Annotated in this window: 14 protein-coding genes and 1 pseudogene; 11 read left to right on the top strand and 4 right to left on the bottom strand. The window is 51.7% G+C overall.

From position 1 onward, the window contains the following. Positions 1 to 96 precede the first annotated feature (96 nt). Positions 97 to 1,758: a hypothetical protein gene (locus AC6I6U_RS00470; protein WP_497880141.1), complete on the top strand. Its 1,662-nt coding sequence runs from the start codon at positions 97 to 99 to the stop codon at positions 1,756 to 1,758. Positions 1,759 to 1,975: 217 nt separating this feature from the next. Here the strand turns inward: AC6I6U_RS00470 and AC6I6U_RS00465 are convergent, their stop codons facing one another. Continuing rightward, entirely contained in the window at positions 1,976 to 2,386 is a 411-nt protein-coding gene (locus tag AC6I6U_RS00465) for a sigma-70 family RNA polymerase sigma factor (protein ID WP_497880140.1), read from the bottom strand. Positions 2,387 to 2,682: 296 nt separating this feature from the next. Between AC6I6U_RS00465 and AC6I6U_RS00460 the strand changes: the two genes are divergently transcribed. The 3 genes from AC6I6U_RS00460 to AC6I6U_RS00450 all read left to right on the top strand — a co-directional run bounded on the left by AC6I6U_RS00460 (position 2,683) and on the right by AC6I6U_RS00450 (position 4,265). Then, entirely contained in the window at positions 2,683 to 3,063 is a 381-nt protein-coding gene (locus AC6I6U_RS00460; RefSeq protein ID WP_497880139.1) for a hypothetical protein, read from the top strand. 3 nt (positions 3,064 to 3,066) lie between these two features. Continuing rightward, positions 3,067 to 3,462: a DUF6957 family protein gene (locus tag AC6I6U_RS00455; RefSeq protein WP_497880138.1), complete on the top strand. Its 396-nt coding sequence runs from the start codon at positions 3,067 to 3,069 to the stop codon at positions 3,460 to 3,462. A 74-nt stretch (positions 3,463 to 3,536) separates the two neighbouring features. Continuing rightward, entirely contained in the window at positions 3,537 to 4,265 is a 729-nt protein-coding gene (locus AC6I6U_RS00450) for a metallophosphoesterase (protein ID WP_497880137.1), read from the top strand. A gap of 1,472 nt (positions 4,266 to 5,737) precedes the next feature. Here the strand turns inward: AC6I6U_RS00450 and AC6I6U_RS00445 are convergent. Together AC6I6U_RS00445 and AC6I6U_RS00440 are read right to left on the bottom strand one after the other, a co-directional pair. Beyond that, the gene (locus AC6I6U_RS00445) at positions 5,738 to 7,261 is read right to left on the bottom strand and encodes a M81 family metallopeptidase (RefSeq protein WP_497880136.1); all 1,524 of its coding nucleotides are present in this window, start codon (positions 7,259 to 7,261) and stop codon (positions 5,738 to 5,740) included. Between the two features lie 51 nt (positions 7,262 to 7,312). Next, positions 7,313 to 8,614 carry an MFS transporter gene (locus AC6I6U_RS00440; RefSeq protein ID WP_497880135.1) on the bottom strand — a complete coding sequence of 434 codons (1,302 nt, stop codon included), beginning with the start codon at positions 8,612 to 8,614 and terminating at the stop codon, positions 7,313 to 7,315. Between the two features lie 145 nt (positions 8,615 to 8,759). Between AC6I6U_RS00440 and AC6I6U_RS00435 the strand changes: the two genes are divergently transcribed. Further along, positions 8,760 to 9,671, top strand: a complete 912-nt coding sequence (locus AC6I6U_RS00435; protein WP_497880134.1) for a LysR family transcriptional regulator — start codon at positions 8,760 to 8,762, stop codon at positions 9,669 to 9,671. Between the two features lie 885 nt (positions 9,672 to 10,556). On the opposite strand, the gene AC6I6U_RS00430 is transcribed toward AC6I6U_RS00435, so the two are convergent. Continuing rightward, positions 10,557 to 11,707 (bottom strand): IS3 family transposase gene (locus tag AC6I6U_RS00430; RefSeq protein WP_497880133.1). Its coding sequence is split into 2 segments (ribosomal slippage): positions 10,557 to 11,473 and positions 11,473 to 11,707, totalling 1,152 coding nucleotides; the frame shifts between segments, so codons are not numbered across the junction. Between the two features lie 428 nt (positions 11,708 to 12,135). Here AC6I6U_RS00430 and AC6I6U_RS00425 point away from each other — a divergent pair. The 6 genes and pseudogenes from AC6I6U_RS00425 to AC6I6U_RS00400 all read left to right on the top strand — a co-directional run bounded on the left by AC6I6U_RS00425 (position 12,136) and on the right by AC6I6U_RS00400 (position 18,001). Beyond that, positions 12,136 to 13,185 carry a homoserine dehydrogenase gene (locus AC6I6U_RS00425; RefSeq protein ID WP_497880132.1) on the top strand — a complete coding sequence of 350 codons (1,050 nt, stop codon included), beginning with the start codon at positions 12,136 to 12,138 and terminating at the stop codon, positions 13,183 to 13,185. 2 nt (positions 13,186 to 13,187) lie between these two features. Then, positions 13,188 to 14,603 carry an aldehyde dehydrogenase family protein gene (locus AC6I6U_RS00420; RefSeq protein WP_497880131.1) on the top strand — a complete coding sequence of 472 codons (1,416 nt, stop codon included), beginning with the start codon at positions 13,188 to 13,190 and terminating at the stop codon, positions 14,601 to 14,603. Positions 14,604 to 14,688: 85 nt separating this feature from the next. Next, positions 14,689 to 15,066: a RidA family protein gene (locus tag AC6I6U_RS00415; protein ID WP_497880130.1), complete on the top strand. Its 378-nt coding sequence runs from the start codon at positions 14,689 to 14,691 to the stop codon at positions 15,064 to 15,066. 160 nt (positions 15,067 to 15,226) lie between these two features. Then, the gene (locus AC6I6U_RS00410) at positions 15,227 to 15,487 is read left to right on the top strand and encodes a hypothetical protein (protein WP_497880129.1); all 261 of its coding nucleotides are present in this window, start codon (positions 15,227 to 15,229) and stop codon (positions 15,485 to 15,487) included. Next, positions 15,442 to 16,779: pseudogene (locus AC6I6U_RS00405) on the top strand (amino acid permease). Before AC6I6U_RS00410 ends, AC6I6U_RS00405 begins: the two are co-directional and overlap by 46 nt. A 16-nt stretch (positions 16,780 to 16,795) precedes the next feature. After that, positions 16,796 to 18,001, top strand: a complete 1,206-nt coding sequence (locus AC6I6U_RS00400; protein ID WP_497880128.1) for a trans-sulfuration enzyme family protein — start codon at positions 16,796 to 16,798, stop codon at positions 17,999 to 18,001. Positions 18,002 to 18,041: the final 40 nt, after the last annotated feature.

The following is an 18,041-nucleotide window of genomic DNA, read 5'->3' as shown; positions in this document are numbered from 1 at the left end:
AAGCCAACTCAAATCCCGCCTCCATTCAAGCCATCGCAATCCGGATGATTTCCTAGCATCATTTGCGCGTTCGTTTTCTGCTACCTAGGGAAGTGCATGAGCAATCCAAAATCAGAAAAGCAGCCGCGCGTGGCGCGAATTCGCGACGACTTCACCGGCACCACGGTTCAGCGCCTGCGGGATAGCGCTGGAAACGTATGCGCTTTTCCTGGCTGCTTCGTGCACACCCACGGTGCCAACGCCGCGGGTGATGGAGTTGTGAACCTAGGGGTTGCGTGTCATATCAAGGCTGCAGCACCGCTAGGCCCCCGGTATGACTCTGAGCTGACCTCAGATGAGCGTAAGCACTTCGACAATGGGATCTGGATGTGCCAGACCCACTCGAGGCTCATCGATGCAGACCAAAGCAATTACAGCGTCGAAGAGCTGCAGGAGTGGAAGCGGGCTGCTGAGATAAGAGCGAATGCGCAGCTCAACCAGAAAAGCTTCACGGAAAAGGAAGTCAGGGTTGCGGTGGACGAGGGTTCGATTGCCTTACTGCAGCGCTTTTCGAATATGTCCGCCGATCCTGTGAACGCACCTGTCGCCGAGTTGATGAGAGGGCACGAGCTGAGTCTCGCGAACCTGGATCCGCGCTTCAGCGTCGAAGTGAACAAGAATGGCGATCGCTTCGAGTACTTCATTCAGCCTGTAGCGGAAGAGGTCAGTCTCCAGCTGATCATCGAAGGCACGGACAAGATCGAAGGCTACCTGGCAGGGGAAAAAGCGCTGTTGGAGGAAGGTCGGGAGCTTGTGATTCCGAGTGACCACTTCAGGTTGGAGGGATCCAGGCTGATTGAGGCACTGCATGGCAAGGTTCTGGGAGGCCAAAAGGGCACGCTAACAATGGGGGCGCCTAAGCGCGAATTGCCCGGTACCTTGTATGTTCGAACCGAGGAAGGAAGTGAGACGCTAGTAGATACCTTCACGTTCTACTACACCTCCGGCACGTTGCGTACGGTGTTTGAAGGTGCAGCGTTAGGAGGGCTCGTGGCTATCAGCGCTCAATGCTCGCATGACGGGAAAGATAGCAAATTCGATCTCTCGATCTCCCTCGAATCGTGGCGGGGTAAGGATGTCCTCGAGTTCCCCCGTTTCTCTCGGTTGGTCAAGGCAGCCAAACATCTTTCCACTGGTCGGTTGGTATTTGAGCTCGAAATAAATAATCAGCTCGTGCCTTACGACACTCGCGCTGCTGAGGGCAGTGAGGAATTCCACTCGCAGATTGATTGGATGATTCACTATCTTGAGTTGGCGCGGAAAATTGCTGAGAGCTGCGATGCTCCTATTGTGATGATCAGTACGGAGATGAGCCCTGATATCTATCAGATTATGAGAAAGTACAATAAGCTGCTCGACGGCCCACTGATCAGCCCTCGGGAGCCAAATATGCTCTGCAAGGGAGAGTTTGATTACACTACTGGGTGTACGTTTGAGTCTCTCGAGAAGCAGGGGATCTTTGCGATGATCCGGATCTCAGAGCCTGAAGGGATGAAGTTCAATCTGTTCGGTCAGGGGATTCAAGCTCCGCGAGCATCGAGGATCTTCACGAACGTAGAGTATATTTTCTATACGGATCTGGAGACCAAGGGAAAACCAAAGTTTGAGGTGCACACCACGCTAGATACAGCGGTTACTACGCTCCTTCACCCTGATGATAAATGGAGCGTAGGTGAGGCGCTCGTCGACGTTTCTGAGGCCTCTCATCAAGATGACTGAGGGCTAGAACGAGAGCCGGCTGCGCCGGATGGGCGATGTATCAATTATGAGCGCGGCGGAGGTCGAGTTGGCCTCATAGAACGGTACAGATGAATTTGCCTAGGCCGGCTCAGTATCGTCTATCCGTGGCTACCCAAAGCCAGGGCGCGAGCAGTGGAAGTAGGCTGTGAAATGCTGGACAGTCTTTCATCCGCTCCCTCAACTGAAGATCTCAAGCCTATCGATCAGCATCCTTCCGATGCCAAATCTTGTGCACCGTCGAGGGCGGCATGCCTAACTTCACCGACGTCTCTTTCTGAGTCAGCCCCTCACCTTTGCAATCCAGCACGGCTCTGATCTTGTCGGCGGAGGTAGCTGGCTTACCCCCTTTGGCCGGGATCAGTACGCCGTCAGAGAACTGCGCTGGCACGTTCTCCATGACCCTCATATCACGCAGCTTATGGAGCTCGCTCCACAGGTAGGCCATGAACTCTTCAAAAGTCTCCTGACGGTCGAAACTCGATGCTGCTGCTAGCAGTGCTAGAGGGTCGACGTCCAGGTGGCCGCTGATACCTTCAAGCATCTTCAACGTCATGTTCGTCGAGCCGTGCTCTACGTTGTGCAAGTGTCGGGCATCTAGCGTTTTCACCAGCTGCTCTTGAGAGAGGCCACGAGCAGCACGCACGGTGCGCAAGACCGCTGCTAAGGAGTGGGGCGATGGCATCAAGACTTCCGCGTAAAGGGAAGGATAAGGCCACATCGCGAAATTCACATCTATGAAATATAGTCAGGGAATGTGAATCGGTGCTATTGTGCCTCACCTATCCCGGAACGTAAGAAATTCAGCTTCTTTGCAGCTAATGGCCGGGAAAAGTGTCAATTTATATCAATTGTTGAAGGGCTTAACACTAGCTTACAGCCCGAGAAATATGCGGAGTATGAGTAGTGTTGGTGACTAAGCGAGCCGACTTGCAAGGGCAGTTTTTGGCGCCGGATCACCTGCGTTTGCTCTGGGACTCGGCAAGCCTGAACGCAGATTCCTACTATTTCCTTGTAGAAGGGAGTGGCTTCGTCGACGGATGCCTTGGGCCTTCTATGCGCATCGTCTCGAGCGTCGAGGCTGTCGATTCGTTGTGTAAAGGCGACTCAGTCGATTTCCTGAGCGTCAACAAAGTTCAGCTGCTCGCTCCACCCGCGATGACCAATCAGACTGAGTTCTCAATGAGGCTCCTCTCAGAGATCCGTATCAAAGACGGTACGGAAGCGACCCCAATCTACGAGTTTGTCACCCATGATGGGCAAGTTTTTTCGAGCGCCAGGGGGTAAGAGATGTCTGTGTCCCTTGATGACGCTATGGAGTTTCTCTACGGCGCTGGCGAGGTTGTCCATGGGTGGTCTGGCGATAAAGCAGAGCTGGTTCAAGCTGCAGAGCAGCGCTTTCCTGGAAAAGCGTTTTGCCTTGTGAAGCGTTGGATCATTGTTGAAATCCCACCGAATGAGGTTGAGCCGCTGCGGGGTGCAATCACACCGATGGTCGTGCTCGCTCATGAGGTCATTTACGACAGCCAAGGACGGTTCGTACCTGGCAGCTGGGTGCGTTCCACGTACGCGATCTCCAATGAGCATCTATCTATGTTTGAGACTCGCAATACGGTCTATCTGCTTGTCGGCGACGGATACAAGAAGCAAGCCTCGCTCGAGATGGTTCTGTCATTTCGTCCTTGAACATTGCAGATTTTGCAGCCCGGTCGTCCTTCGGACTGGCCCGGGAGCAGCGACGCTACCCTATGGAGCGCGGTATGAAGATTGCGGTCTACTCCGACCTACACAACGAGTTCTCCGAGTTCATGCCACCTAAGCTAGACGTCGACCTGGTCGTGCTCGCCGGAGACATCTCTGTGCGTGGGAGGGGAGTGACATGGGCGAACGCCACCTTCGACTGTCCAGTCATCTACGTCTGCGGGAACCACGAGTACTTCCGGGGCCATCTCGACCGTTCCCTGATCAAGATGAAGCAGGCTGCAGCTGAGCACGTGCATGTTTTAGAAAATCAGGTATTGGTCATTGGCAACACGCGCTACCTCGCCACGACGGCCTGGACAGATTTCACCTCGACCGGGAATTACAAGCTTGCGATGTACCAGTGCTGGGAGAGGATGAACGACTTCCAGTGCATCCGGTTTGGGGATGGATTCAGGAAGCTCCGGCCCGTCGATTTAATCGCCCGAAATATCTCGGCGAAGGAGTTTTTGGAGGAAGAACTCGCTAAGAATTTTGACGGGAAAACGGTAGTGATCACCCATCACTGTCCGATCCAAGAGGTCGCGGGTGATGGGCACGAAGGGCACCTTGGAGCAGCGTATTTTAACGAGTGGGGTCAGCTGGTGGCGAAGGCTGACGTTTGGATTTTTGGCCACACTCATCATGCTGTAGACACCGTCGTTTCCGGGTGTCGGTTGATATCGAATCCGCGCGGGTATCCAGGCGAATGCACGGGCTTTTCGGCAGATTTCACCTGCGACATTTAATAGCGTCAGTGGCAGAGCGGAGTATAAGGGATGTTGTGGTTTTACGGGCAGGAGCGGTTAGTACGAGTGTCAGATGAAACCGCCGAGTACAACTCGAACGGGCTTTCGGCTTTTCAGCTGAGGAGAGTCATTCGAGCCATGGCTCAGACGTACGATGTGCCGATCAGTGCTTACCTCGGCAATGTGTTCATCTCGTCGGAGTGCGCTGTTGGTGTGGTGTTTGGCCAAGGCAATCCGGGCGCGGCTGAGCTGCACGTTACTGGCTACATCTTACAGACGATGCCGATCTTCGAGCTGCGGAAAGTGGGTCGGTTTTGGGTCGCTTCAACGAATTGTGGTGAGTACGTACTTACATCTTTCGAGCGTACGAGTGGAAGGGCAGAGCTCAGAGCTATGCTCGCAAATGCCGACGCTCCTGAAGGGCATCCGGCGTCTTAGCCAGGCGCCTTTGCGGGCGCCTGAACATGCGACTCAAAATCCAGGTGAGTCGAGCGTCGAGAGCTGCTCACGCAAGAAGTCGCGGCGGCAATGAATGGCGCTCAGGATCACATAGTCGTGCTCTCGATCTGCCCGCAGATGTCCGCACTCGACTAGACCGATTATGAATTCTTCGGCCAAACAGCGAGCTTCGCGAAGATCTTCGAGTGCGGTACTACTATGGACGTCGTCAACAAGACGTTTTGAACGCTCGGCCTGCCGTTTGCCGAAAGGGTCGCTGGAGAACGTTGGAGCGTGAAGCAGTGACTCGTAATAACTGGGGCACTAGCGTGCTCAAGCGGTTGCTCCAGAGATTAAACTTGAGGCAAGGTGATCATGCGTACACTCAATAGTCCGTTACTACTCCCCAGGGCAGCCTACCAAAGCCTTGCCGCTCGACGCTGAGCCTTAAGTTGCGGCGCGGTCTTAGGTTGACATCGGGAAGGTGCGATTCATGCTTGTAGAGGATACCGGAGGTGCTGAATGAAGGTCGCACAAGCAAGTGAGCCCGTTGGGGTCGTTGACGTGGTATGCGATGCTTGCAGTATGTCTAGCCCGGTAGAGTAAGCTAAAAATTCTTCGACACTGACCGAACGTTTGTTGACCACATCGAATAAGCTACCGCTGTTGCGCTTTGTTTTGATCCCAAAATGAAAAACAGCCTGCCTAATGGTTGCTACCTGTCCAAGCTACAGGTCTGCGTGCTGTCTGAACGGGGATACTTTCAGGGGCGTCATATGCAGAAACGCACGGAAAAGCGGTGGCAAGCCAAATGATGAAATTAAAAACAAGCGGATGAAGAGTACAAAAAATTGTTTTCGCGGACTTTTCGAAAAAACATTTAATAAAAGGCATGAGGGTGGTGTGGATGAAACTATGAACATCTGACGCTCCTCCAAAAAGAATAAACCTGTGGATGAAGCGTCATGTTTGATACGCCAAAAATTTACTTTTGGGAGCTATTTCATTACGCTGGTCTAAGGCGTTCCAATATGTTAGCTTTTTATGAAAACCTTGCCGCCAGGGCTGAGCCTCATGCCTTCCCCTAGATTTTTCCAAGGTAAATCTGCTGGATCAGCAGTCATGGGCCCTGGAGCTTTCGCAATAAGTGTTGCTCGGGCTATGCTATCGAAGTCCGCGCGGAAATGTACCGAGCTTTTATTAACCAGAATGCTCATTGTTTCGGGCTTGATCCCTACAGCTCTGTAAAGTGCTCTATCCAGCATCTGTGCTTTTGTGGAGCTAATGGCGATATAGATATCATAGATCCTCACGCAAGCCATTGGGCCAAGTTCCGCAATCATGCCGTGTTTCATTGGGCCTTCGTACTGGCACCTGCCATCACTGAGGGCTAGCACTTCGAAAATTCCAGTGAAAGGTATGTCCTCCGCAATGCCGCATTTACCACCGAACGTTAGCTCTAGGAGGGAGCCGATGCCGCCTTTATGACAAGCGGAAGCTATATCGGGATCATAATAAAGTCCTATTGCCGCATTGGTCGCCTTAGCGTCAACAAGCGCTCTGAGCATCCCTGCTGTATTAGAATCGGCACCTCCACCAGGGTTGTCCTGAGTATCAGCAATGACAACTGGGCCTGCGCCTAAAGATGCGGATAATCTAACGGCTTCTTCGACAGCTTCTTTAGGCTCTAGAAGTGGCATTCTCCACTGGGGCTCGGAGTTCAGTAGATAAGAATAAAAGTTTGTAATGACATGGGTTATGCTGCGCTCATCGATTCCGTAACCCCAAATGACAGGCCCGCATTCTGGAAAATCAGATGCCGGAAATCCTGTGGCAAATGAAACGGATAGGATTCCGTTAGTTTCTAATTCCACTAAGGATTCAAAAATTCCCTTGGCTGGTTCGGTTAAAGTGCACATGCTGTTAACGGGTATTAAGAATGGGAGGCGCAAGGCAAACTTTGAGGGTCGAGCCGGATCATTAAGTATACTGTCAAGAAGCTCTGCAGATCTACGGCCTGTATCAGCCATGTCAACATGAGGGTATGTGCGGTACGCTATCAATCCGTCAGCGTAATGTATCATGGCTTCTGTCACGTTTGCATGGAGATCGAGCGATGCGACGATGGGGGTTTCAGCTCCTACAACCTCTCTGATACGACGCAGTAGCTCACCCTCGCCGTCATCGTAGAGCTCAGCGACCATCGCTCCATGGAGGTCTAGGAAGATTGCGTCATAACTTTCATTTGAGACATGATCAAGAATTTCAGCGCAAATTCTTTCGAAGGCGTCGTGTGTGACGTGTGCGGAGGGACAAGCACCGGCCCAGACTGTCGGAATGATTTTCCATCCCTTGTCTTTAGCAGCGCTTAAGAAACCACCTATTGGAAGATTGACTGATTCCAAATCAAGGAAGTCATTGCCTCTGGCAAGCGCTGGATGGCCCTCGCCTTGAGCAAAGTTTTGATATGTTGCTTTAGATGGAGCAAAAGTATTGGTTTCGTGTTGAAAGCCGGCGGTTAATATTGTGAGCGGTTTATTTGATGTTTGTAGGTTCATGGGGTTCATCGCTTGAAGGCGCGCAGTTAATTGCGCGCCTTTAAAAATGATTTAGTTAGAGGCGGTTTTAAGGAAGTTGATTTTAGAAAGCAGTGCTCCGCCGATTATCAGTAAAATAACCATAACATAAAGACCTGCATTCATAGAGCCGGTGAAGGAAGTAGCCCATCCAATAATCGTTGGGCTAAAGAATCCTCCCAGAACTCCAATCGTGTTGATGAACGCAATCCCTCCGGCAGCGACATCGCCTTTTAGGTATTCAGAAGGAATAGCCCAAAAAACAACGTAAGCTGCGTACATAAGGAGCGTTGCTAGGGTCATGAACGCTACCGATGCTATCAGGTTACCTGTTGACCAAGTTGCGATGCATAATGAGATTCCAGCAAGAACTGCTGGGATTGCGCTATGCCAGCGTCTTTCACGTTTTTTATCTGAAAGGCGACCGAAAAGTACCATTCCTATAATTGCCGCTATGTATGGGATGGTAGTAATTAGCCCTATATTTAAAGTGCTTTGAACACCATTTGCCTTGAGGATGCTAGGGAGCCAGAAGTTGACTGTGTAGATTCCGCAGATAATGCAGAAATATGCGCCAGCCATTAGATATATTTTAGGATCGCGCAGGACATTTTTGAAAGATTTGTGCGTAGGGTGAGTGGGCGGTACTTGGCGTTCCAGTAGGGCAACCTCCTGACTGTTGAGCCATTTTGCAGTGCTTGGCTTGTCAGAAAGCATCCAATATACGAAGAAGCCCAAGAATACGCACGGTATACCTTCTAGAAAGAACATCCATTGCCAACCGCTTAGCCCAAACGCTCCGTCGGTTTCGGTCATAATCCAAGCAGATAAGGGCCCGCCCAATACGCCTGAAATAGGGCCGGCCATTAGTACCAGGGCTACCGCTCTAGCCATTCGTGACTCACCGTACCAGTATGTTAGATAAAACAACATGCCTGGAGCGAAGCCAGCCTCGAAGACACCGAGGAGGAACCTCAGAAAGTAGAACATGCCTACGCTGCTTACAAACATCATTGCTGCGGAAGTTAAACCCCACAATATAAGAATTCGGCATATTGTTCGGCGCGCACCGACTCGGGGAAGCATTAGGTTGCTAGGGACTTCAAATAATGCGTAACCAATGAAGAAAATGCCTGCTCCAAGGCCGTAGGCTGCATCTGAAAATGCAAGGTCATGTTGCATTTGCAGCTTTGCAAAACTGATATTTTGTCGATCCAGACAGGCAAAGAAGTAGCAAAGCATCAAAATTGGCAGTATTCGCCAGTTTATTCGCCGATACAGGTCAGATATGGCGTCATTGGTTTTGGTAAGTTCGCTGTGAGAAAGCGTGTTCACAGGCTAGCTCCAATTAAGACTAAGTGATTATTTTTATGCTTCCCGACCCGGTCGCGGGCACCTTGATATGGTCGGGGTTTCAAGTCCTGCGTGCAATAGCAACTGATCTGCGCTAGTGTTGCTTTTTGAGCAACGCAGGTGCTTTATGAGGGAGATCAATCAGAGGCGATTACGCTATTTCTACGAGGTGCTAACCCTGCAGTCTATTCGTCGTGCTGCAGAGGAGCTGAACACTGCGCCGTCGGTCGTTACACGCCAAATCAGATTGCTAGAGGAAGAGGTAGGGATGATCCTCTTCGAGAGGCGGGCGAGAGGGGTGGTACCCACTGATGCTGCCAAGCATCTCCTGGAGTATTGGCAGGGGTGCCAAGCGCAGCAACAGCAGCTCAAATGTCGCCTCCAAGCACTTCAGGGTTTGGAATATGGCAGCGTAAGGATCGCCACGAGCGAAGGTTACGTTCAAGGCTTGATGACAGATGTAGTGGGCGAATTTTGTGAAAGGTATCCTAAGCTGGAAATAACAGTTGATGTGCTACCAGTAAACGAAATTGTGGCCGAGGTGGCTGCTGGGGATGCAGACATAGGTCTTGCTTACAACCCGCCTACGCATCCTGAAGTGGTGTATTGCGCAACTGCATCCCGACCAGTGTCAGTAATTGTGAAGCCTAACCATGATTTAGCTCTGTTAGATAGAGATCTGGCCATTTCTGACCTGGTTCAATACCCATTAGCAACCATGCATTATAACTATGGGTTGAGGCAGTTGGTGGATATGCTTGAATTAGCAGAAGGTGCGCGATTTAAATTGGGCTTGTCTACAAATTCATTGGGTGTCCTGAAGCAGTACGTAAAAAGAGGCTCGGGGTTCACGTTGCTGGGCTACTATTCAGTACTAGCGGAGATAGATGCCAACGAGCTCGTTTCTATTCCAATAAATCATGTCCTACTAAACTCTACTAAGGCGCGTATGATGGTGCGTGCGTTGAGAGTACAAAGCCCAGCGGCTACTGAAATGCTCAGTTGGATGAAGTCACGTCTCAAAGTTTTTGAGCTATAGGTCTAGATAGTAGTTAAGAGTATATTGCTGGATTGATTTGCTTTTATGCATGGATTACGCGGATGTTATGTAGAGACTTGACGGAAAGTAGATATAAGTGGGGGGTTGTTAGTTCCTTCTGCAAATTGCCAGTCAGCGAGGGATAAAATTCGAGAAGCTGAGGAGAATTAGTATAACATCGCGTTAATTTTGTGGGTAGGGGTGACGCCTACGGTCGGATCAGAACACCTACTTCAGCTGGTGGCTGCGAGAATACCTGACCGTTTGCCTGATCTCGTTTTAGGTCAAATTATGGAGAACCAATAACTATTGCTTAGAGATAACTCTCGTGATTCTGAATCCGTTGTCGTGCTGCTCCCAGCACCGGTCTGGGGAGGACGCTGCAGCGAGTCTCGAATCGCTGACGAAGGCAGAGCTTCTTCAGACACTTCTGGTCAGTGGGGCGGTCTGCCGGGATTGATTAATCTAGAGATATAGGGCGTGGCCTACGGCACGGCTGTCGTGAACCAAGCCCAGGCACACCTGGTCTCGGCCCTACGGGCTTCCATCCTCACGCCTGCGCGCGTTGCTTGCTAAGCCGCTTCGCGGAGAATTCGACCCTCTGAACCCAGTGCAGGGTGGTCATTGTAGATGACAGGCGCAGTCATAGATTTTTTGCGAGCTAACAGGTCGATCACGCCCTGCGGCTCGGTGAGGAGGAAGTAGTGGGCGCGTGCGAAGCTTTGGCGCTCGTCAGCCGACATCACGAATGTGTATTGCTTGTCGTCATCGTATTGGCCGAGTGTGTAACATCCAAACTGGCTGGGCCAGCATGCCAATGTTGGATTCTACGGAGGCTTTAGCAAAACATTTCTTGCGGTGCAGCACTGAATCGCCCCTGGTTTTCTAGACACTCTCCAAGCTCAGGAAATAGCGTTTCTCATACTCTACTGGAGACAGCTGCATAGCACTGCTGTGTCGGCGTTTAGGGTTATAGAACATCTCGATGTAATCGAAAATATCACTTCGGGCTTCTTCACGGGTTGTGTAGATCTTTCGTCGGATTCGCTCTCGCTTCAAAAGCTGGAAAAAGCTCTCGGCTACGGCATCGTCGTGGCAGTTTCCCCGCCGGCTCATGCTGCTGATTACATTGTTGGCCTTCAAAAAGCTTTTCCAATCCGAGCTACTGAACTGACTGCCTTGATCTGAGTGAATCATAACTTGCTGCTGAGGCTTGCGTCGCCAAACAGCCATCAACATCGCGTCGATAGCCAGGTCGCTGCACATCCTTGGCTTCATTGACCAACCAATTACTTGGCGTGAGAACAGATCCAGCACTACCGCGAGGTAGAGCCACCCTTCATAGGTGCGGATGTAAGTGATATCTGTCACCCAGACCTTGTTCGGCTCACTTACCTTGAACTGCCGCGCGAGGTGGTTGGGCGAGGCCACTGTTGGTTTTCCACCATAGAACCCTGGACGCCGCCGATAGCCCGTTTGAGAACGCAGCCCCTCCGCCTGCATCAAGCGCCTGACTCGATTTCGGCCGCATTCCTCTCCCAGCTCACGCAGGTCATCGTGAATTTTGCGGTAGCCGTATACACCTCCGCTTTCCAGCCAAGCGTGTTTGATCAAGCCAAGCAGACGTTGATCTTCTTTTGCTCGGGCAGATTGAGGCTCGGCCAGCCAGGCGTAATAGCCGCTGGGGTGCACCTTGAGGGTTTGGCAAAGGCGCCGCACCGGGTAATCAGTCGAGTGCTTCTTGATGAAGGCGTACTTCAGCCGCACTCCTTGGCAAAGTACGCGGCGGCCTTTTTTAAGATGTCTCGCTCTTCCGTCACGCGCTTGAGTTCAGCGCGTAGCTTGCGCAGTTCGGCCTGCTGATCGTCGTCTTGCTGACGCTGCTCTTGGGGCTTGCTGTAGACCTTGATCCAGGCGTAAAGACTGTGCACGGACATGCCCAGGCGCTGGGCGACATCGGCGACAGGTTTGCCTTTCTCGGTCACTTGCTTGACCGCTTCGATCTTGAATTCTTCGGGGTAACGCTGACGACTCATGGCACCTCCTATTTGGGCCTCATTATGAGGCTTGGAGGTGTCTACGAAACCAGGGGCGATTCAGCGCAACCATAAATTCCCAGAACCCATACCGTGTCGTGTTTCGACCATTTCAATACTTCAGATGCGGACTGAACCTCAACTTTGTAAGCAACGGACTCGCTCATGCTGTTCTCTCCGGATTTTATTGCGCTCCCTTTGGAGCTGATTATTTAAGGCAGAGAAATAGATTGATTTTTTCGCTAAGCCCATGGCGATTTTTGTAAGTAAGCTCATTGGGCGTTAAATCATACAAAATAGTGCACAAGCAAAGCGACATACTATACGAGCATTTTGCTAGCAAGATCTGTCTGTTTGGCATATTCGGTTAAGCAGGGTTGCAGCTTACGATTTCCTCCAGTGGTAAACAACAAAATGAGGCCGTTGCTGTGACTGAATACAAAATTGCTTTGCTGGGTTTCGGCGGTGTTAACCGCGCTCTGGCCCAACTGGTTGCCGAAAAGAATGAGCTTTGGGCTGAAGAGCTTGGCTTTACCTTGAAAATCGTTGGCGTCAGCGACATCTTCTTGGGCTCGGTGATTGGTAAAGACGGCCTGGATCCTAAGAAACTGGTAGCCGTTCCTGCAGCCAAGGGTGCTTTCGCAGCGCTGGAAAATGGCAGCGCAGAGCCGGCCAACGAAACCGTCATTCGCTTCTCTGGTGCCGATATCGTCGCTGAAGCCACCTTCACCAATCCGGTTGATGGTGAGCCAGCAACCACTTTCTGCCGCTGGGCTCTGGAAAAGGGCATCAGTGTAGTCACTACCAACAAGGGCCCAGTAGCACTGCACTCTGCTGCGCTGAAGAAGCTGGCCGCTACCACCGGGGCTGCATTTGAGTTTGAAGGTGCTGTGATGAGCGGCACTCCTGTTATCCGCATGGCGCAGGAGACTCTGGCTGGTTCGGAAATCACTGGCTTCAAAGGCATCCTGAACGGCACCTCCAACTTCATCCTCAGTAGCATGCAAGCCGGTTTGGACTTCAGCGATGCCCTGGCGAAGGCTCAAGAGCTCGGTTATGCCGAAGCTGATCCGACCGCTGACGTAGAAGGTCACGACGTCCGCTTGAAAGTTGTAATCCTGGCAAACGAACTGCTGGGTGCGAAGCTGACCCCGAGTGATGTGTGCTGTGAAGGCATTTCGAACATCACCGCTCAAGACATCCAGAATGCAGCTAGCAAAGACTCTCGTTGGAAGCTCATTGGTAGTGCTCAGATCACTCCAGCTGGCACCGTGACTGCCTCGGTTAGCCCGCAACTTCTCCCGAATACTGACGCGTTGGCTGGTGTAACTGGCGCTACCAACGCTGTCAGCTTCGAAACCAATCTGCTGGGCCCTGTCACCGTAGTAGGTGCCGGTGCTGGTCGCATCGAAACTGCCTACGCACTGCTGTCCGACATCATCAGCATTCACAAGAACAAAACCAAACAGGCGATCTGAACATGAATAGCTTGAGTATGGCTCTGTCCACAGATTACGAAGAGATCACGGTATTCAACCCGTTCGATGGTTCTGTGATTGGTGAGGTGGCAAAGGTTCCTGCGACTTCTGCTCACTTGGTGATCGAAGCTGCCAAGCACGGTGCTGTGACCGCTCGTAACCTCTCTCGTGCCGAGCGCTCTCGTATTCTGGAGCATGCAGCGGCGCTGGTTGAGAAGGACAAAGAGGCTTTCGCCAAGCTGATTTCGGCAGAGTCTGGCAAGACAATCCGCCAAGCGCGTAAAGAAGTTCTTCGCTGCGTAAACACGCTTAAGCTGTCGGCAGAAGAAGCCAAGCGGAATGCCGGTGAAGTGATTCCGTTCGACTCCTATGTGGGTTCGGAATCGCGTCAGGGTTGGTTTACTCGTGAGCCTCTGGGAATCATCTTGGCTATCACTCCGTACAACGACCCGTTGAACCTGGTTGCCCACAAGCTTGGCCCTGCCATCGCTGGTGGCAACTCGGTAGTGCTGAAACCTTCTGAGCTTGCTCCTCTGTCTGCAGTGAAGTTGGTCAGCTACCTTAACCAGGCCGGTTTGCCTGCTGAGGTTGTTTCGGTCGCCACTGGTGATGCTGAGCTGGGTAAAGCGTTGGTTGCTCACCGTGCTGTGCGAATGATTTCGTTCACTGGCGGATTCGTGACGGGCGAGCAGATCACTAAGACTGCCGGCTTGAAGAAGATGGCCATGGATCTCGGCGGTAATGCGCCAGTGATTGTCATGGGCGATTGTGAGCTCGAATCCACTGTTGAGTCTTGCGTTTCTGGTGCCTATTGGGCCGCAGGGCAGAACTGCATCGGTACTCAGCGAATCCTGATTGATAGCAAAATCTACCAGGCCTTCAAGGAGAAATTCGTAGAGCAGTCTCGTGCCCTGGTCGTCGGCAACCAGGCAGACGAGGCGACTGACGTAGGCCCAATGATCTCTGAGGCAGCAGCCAAGCGTGCAGAAGACTCAGTCAATGATGCTGTCAGCAAGGGTGCCAAGGTTCTGCTCGGGAATAAGCGAGAAGGTACGCTGTTCCACCCAACCGTCCTGGAAGACGTGAGCTTCGAGTGCAAGGTTTGGCAGGAAGAGGTATTCAGCCCGATCGTTATTCTGCAGGAAATCAGCACGCTCGAAGACGCCTTGACGCTCGCCAACGAGCCTGATTACAGCCTGCACGCTGGCATCTTCACCAGCAACCTGAACACCGCTATGAAGGCTGCGAAGCTGCTCGAGGCCGGTGGTGTGATGATCAACGACTCGTCTGACTACCGTTTCGACGCTATGCCGTTTGGCGGTTTCAAATACGGCAGCATGGGTCGTGAAGGTGTGCGTTTTGCCTACGAAGATATGACTCAGCCTAAGGTCGTTTGCCTTAACGGCCCTAGCGTCTAAGGCCCGATATCCCATCAGGCTCTGATGTTCATCACGTTGCATGAGGGGGGCGTCAGCTCCCCTTTTTTCCAGCTCGGGGGCGAAAATGAGCAATCCTATTCAGCGATACCCTAGTCAGGCACCACTGCCACTTTCCAGAGCAGTAAAGGCGGGCGGTTTTCTGTTCCTTTCTGGCCAGATTCCAGTGAGCCCAACTGGCGAGATCATTCTCGGTGACATTAGGGATCAAGCCAGAGCTGTCTGCTTGCGCATTGGTGAAAGCCTGGCTGCTTGCGATGCCAATTTCGATCAGGTCGTAAAGGCGACAGTGTGGCTTTCAGATTTGAGCCATTTTGATGGCTTAAATGAAGTTTATAAGGAGTTTTTTGGCTCCAATCTCCCTGCGCGCTCGACAGTGGTCTCTGAGCTTGTGTTGGGTGTTGATGTAGAAATAGAAGTTCAAGCCTTTATTGGTCAGCCATAATAAATTATGAGCGTTGCTTAAAATTTGCCCGTTCGTGCGCGTCCAGGCATTTGTTGCCTTGAACGAGCGGGGGCTGGTTAATTCTATATGTGAATATGCTGCTTATGTAGGGCGTGTGTTTATTGCGTCTTGCTGTAATACAATAACAAGGTGTTGGCGTATGAGCTTTAAAGAAGGTGTGCCTGCTGGCTCGGTAACTGAGAGTGCAAGCAGGGTAAAATATGTTGGTGCAGAAGATTTTGGCTACAAAAAGACATTGCGTGCCCGCCAAATACAGATGATTGCAATTGGTGGTGCTGTTGGCAGTGGTTTGTTTTTGGGCGCGGGGGCTCGGCTATCCGAAGCTGGCCCCTCATTGGTGTTTGCATTTGCGGTATGCGGTGTATTGCATGGTTTATCATTCGGGCTCTCGGTGAGCTAGTGCTCCATAGGCCCTCTACAGGGTCTTTTGTGTCTTACGCTCGAGAGTTTTATGGAGAAAAACTGGCGTATGCAGCAGGGTGGATGTATTGGACGAATTGGGTAACGGTCGCGATCGCTGAGCTTACCGCAACAGCGCTCTATCTTAATTTCTTCAAGGCATATATTCCATTTCTTGGAGATGTCCCACAATGGGCCTCCGCACTTGGTGTGCTGGCGATTATCACTGGCATCAACCTAGTATCTGTCAAGATTTTTGGTGAGCTAGAGTTCTGGTTTGCTTTCTTCAAAGTGGCAGCCCTGGTTACATTCCTTTGTGTGGGTGTGTACATGGTTGTTTTTGGCACTCCAATCAATGGTCATGTGCCAGGATTTCAGCTGATTTCGGATCACGGGGGGTGGTTCCCTTATGGCGTAATGCCTGCTGTAATTCTAATACAAGGCGTCGTGTTTGCTTACGGTAGTATAGAACTCGTTGGTACGGCAGCAGGGGAGGCCAAAGATGTTGAAAAGGTCATGCCTAAAGTAATTCGTGCAGTTGTCTTCCGTATTGTTGTTTTCTATGTTGGCACTATATTGCTTCTTTCGTTGCTTTTGCCGAGCTAATCTTACATCCCAGGAGTGAGCCCTCTAGTGACTTTCTTCGGTGCCATTGGTGTACAGGGCGCTGATGCAATCATGAATATGGTTCTGTTTACTGCGGCCATTTCATCACTTAATGCCGGGATTTACACCACTGGGCGTATCCTCCGTTCGCTTGCAGTAACGGGTTCTGCACCGCCATTCCTTGTGAAGATGAACAGCAACGGTGTGCCATTTGCTGGGATTATGTTTACGACAATCGCGTCTCTTGTCGGCGTAGCGATGAATGCGTTTCTGCCAGACCAAGCTTTTGAGATTGCCATGTCGTTGACGGCGATCTTGATGCTGGGGGCGTGGGGTGTAATTATTCTTTGCCAACTCAAGCTCTATAAACTTTCTCAGCAAGGCCTTATCGAACGACCAAAATTCAGAATGATGTTCGCGCCCTATAGCGGCTATGTGACTCTCGCGTTCTTTGTTGTGGTCTTTGTCCTTATTGCTTTTGACTATCCAGTGGGTACTTACTCGGCGGCATCTATTCCCTTCTATGCGGCAATTCTTGTCGCTGGTTGGTACATGGTGCGAGGGCGAGTTTATGGTATCGCTAGCGGGAAACTAAAATTTGACGAGAGTCAAGAGTTGGTTGCTACAAATGCGGCTGAGTCAAGCCATGGCTTGAATGTGAAGCCCACACTAAAAGAAGCTCAATAAGCGAGAGGGTATTAAGATGCGTCCTGATAAAGAAAACTTGGCAACATTGGGTGTTAGCAGCCAGGCAGTCCATGGCGGTAACGTAATGGATGTCACTACCGGCGCTGTGCGCACGCCACTGGTCATGGCGAACTCTTATCGTCTTCCGGATGACCCAGAAGACATGGACTGGTCGAGCCCTGATGGCTTGGTATACACCCGCAACGCGGGCCACAACCAGGTATGCCTCGAGAAGAAGCTCGCAGCAATCGAGGGCGGCGAAGCAGCAGCTGCGTTTGCTACCGGGGTTGCCGCGCTGCATTCGGTTTTCTTCACGTTCCTGAAAAGCGGCGATCACATCGTTGTCGGCGATGTGACCTACGAAGCAGTATGGCGCCTGTTTGCCGAGTTGCTGCCGGAGCGCTATGGCATTCAAGCGACCTTCGTCAACATGGGCGATCTGGATGCTGTGCGCAAGGCGATGAAGCCGAATACCAAGTTGATCCATACCGAATCGATCGGTAACCCGACCACCAAGGTTGCAGATATTGAAGCCTTGGCAGAGATCGCGAAAGTGCATGGTGCTCTGCTCTCGGTCGACGCCACCTTCACTCCGCCGCCATTCTTCCACGCCTTGAGCAAAGGCGCGGATCTTGTCGTTCACTCGTTGACCAAATACATCAACGGCCATGGGGATGCCATGGGTGGTGTTGTGATTGGCAGCAAAGAGCTGATTGGCAAGATCAAGCATGACGCTTTGGTTGACCTGGGTGCTGTGATTTCACCGTTCAACGCCTGGCTGATCATGCGTGGCTCGGTGACCTTGCCCCTGCGTCTCCGTCAGCATCTCGCAACGGCTGAAAAGGTGGCTGCCTTCCTAGATTCCGATGATCGGATTGCTTACGTCTACTACCCGGGCCTGCCATCTCACCCTCAGCATGAACTGGCCCGTCGTCAGTTAGAAGGTAAAGGCTTTGGGGGAGTAATGGCGTTTGCCGTTAAAGGCTCCTCAGACAAGCAAAACCGCTTCGTTGCGAAGTTGAAGGTCATCACTTCTGCTGTCTCCATCGGCCATGATGAATCTCTTATCGTCCATGTTGGCCCTGAGGCTCGAGGAGGCTCTGAGCATTATCCGAAAGAGTTTTTGGAATATGGCCACCTGCGTCTTTCGATCGGTCTGGAAGACGCTGACGATTTGATTAAGGACATCTCGGCAGCTTTGGACGAGACTTTCCGCGACTAAACGATATCCGGGAGAACTCATGCACTCTCCCGGGTTGCTT

The sequence above is a fragment of the Pseudomonas sp. UTLPPB19802 genome, assembly GCF_059730225.1.
This window is presented reverse-complemented; position numbering and strand designations above follow the sequence as displayed.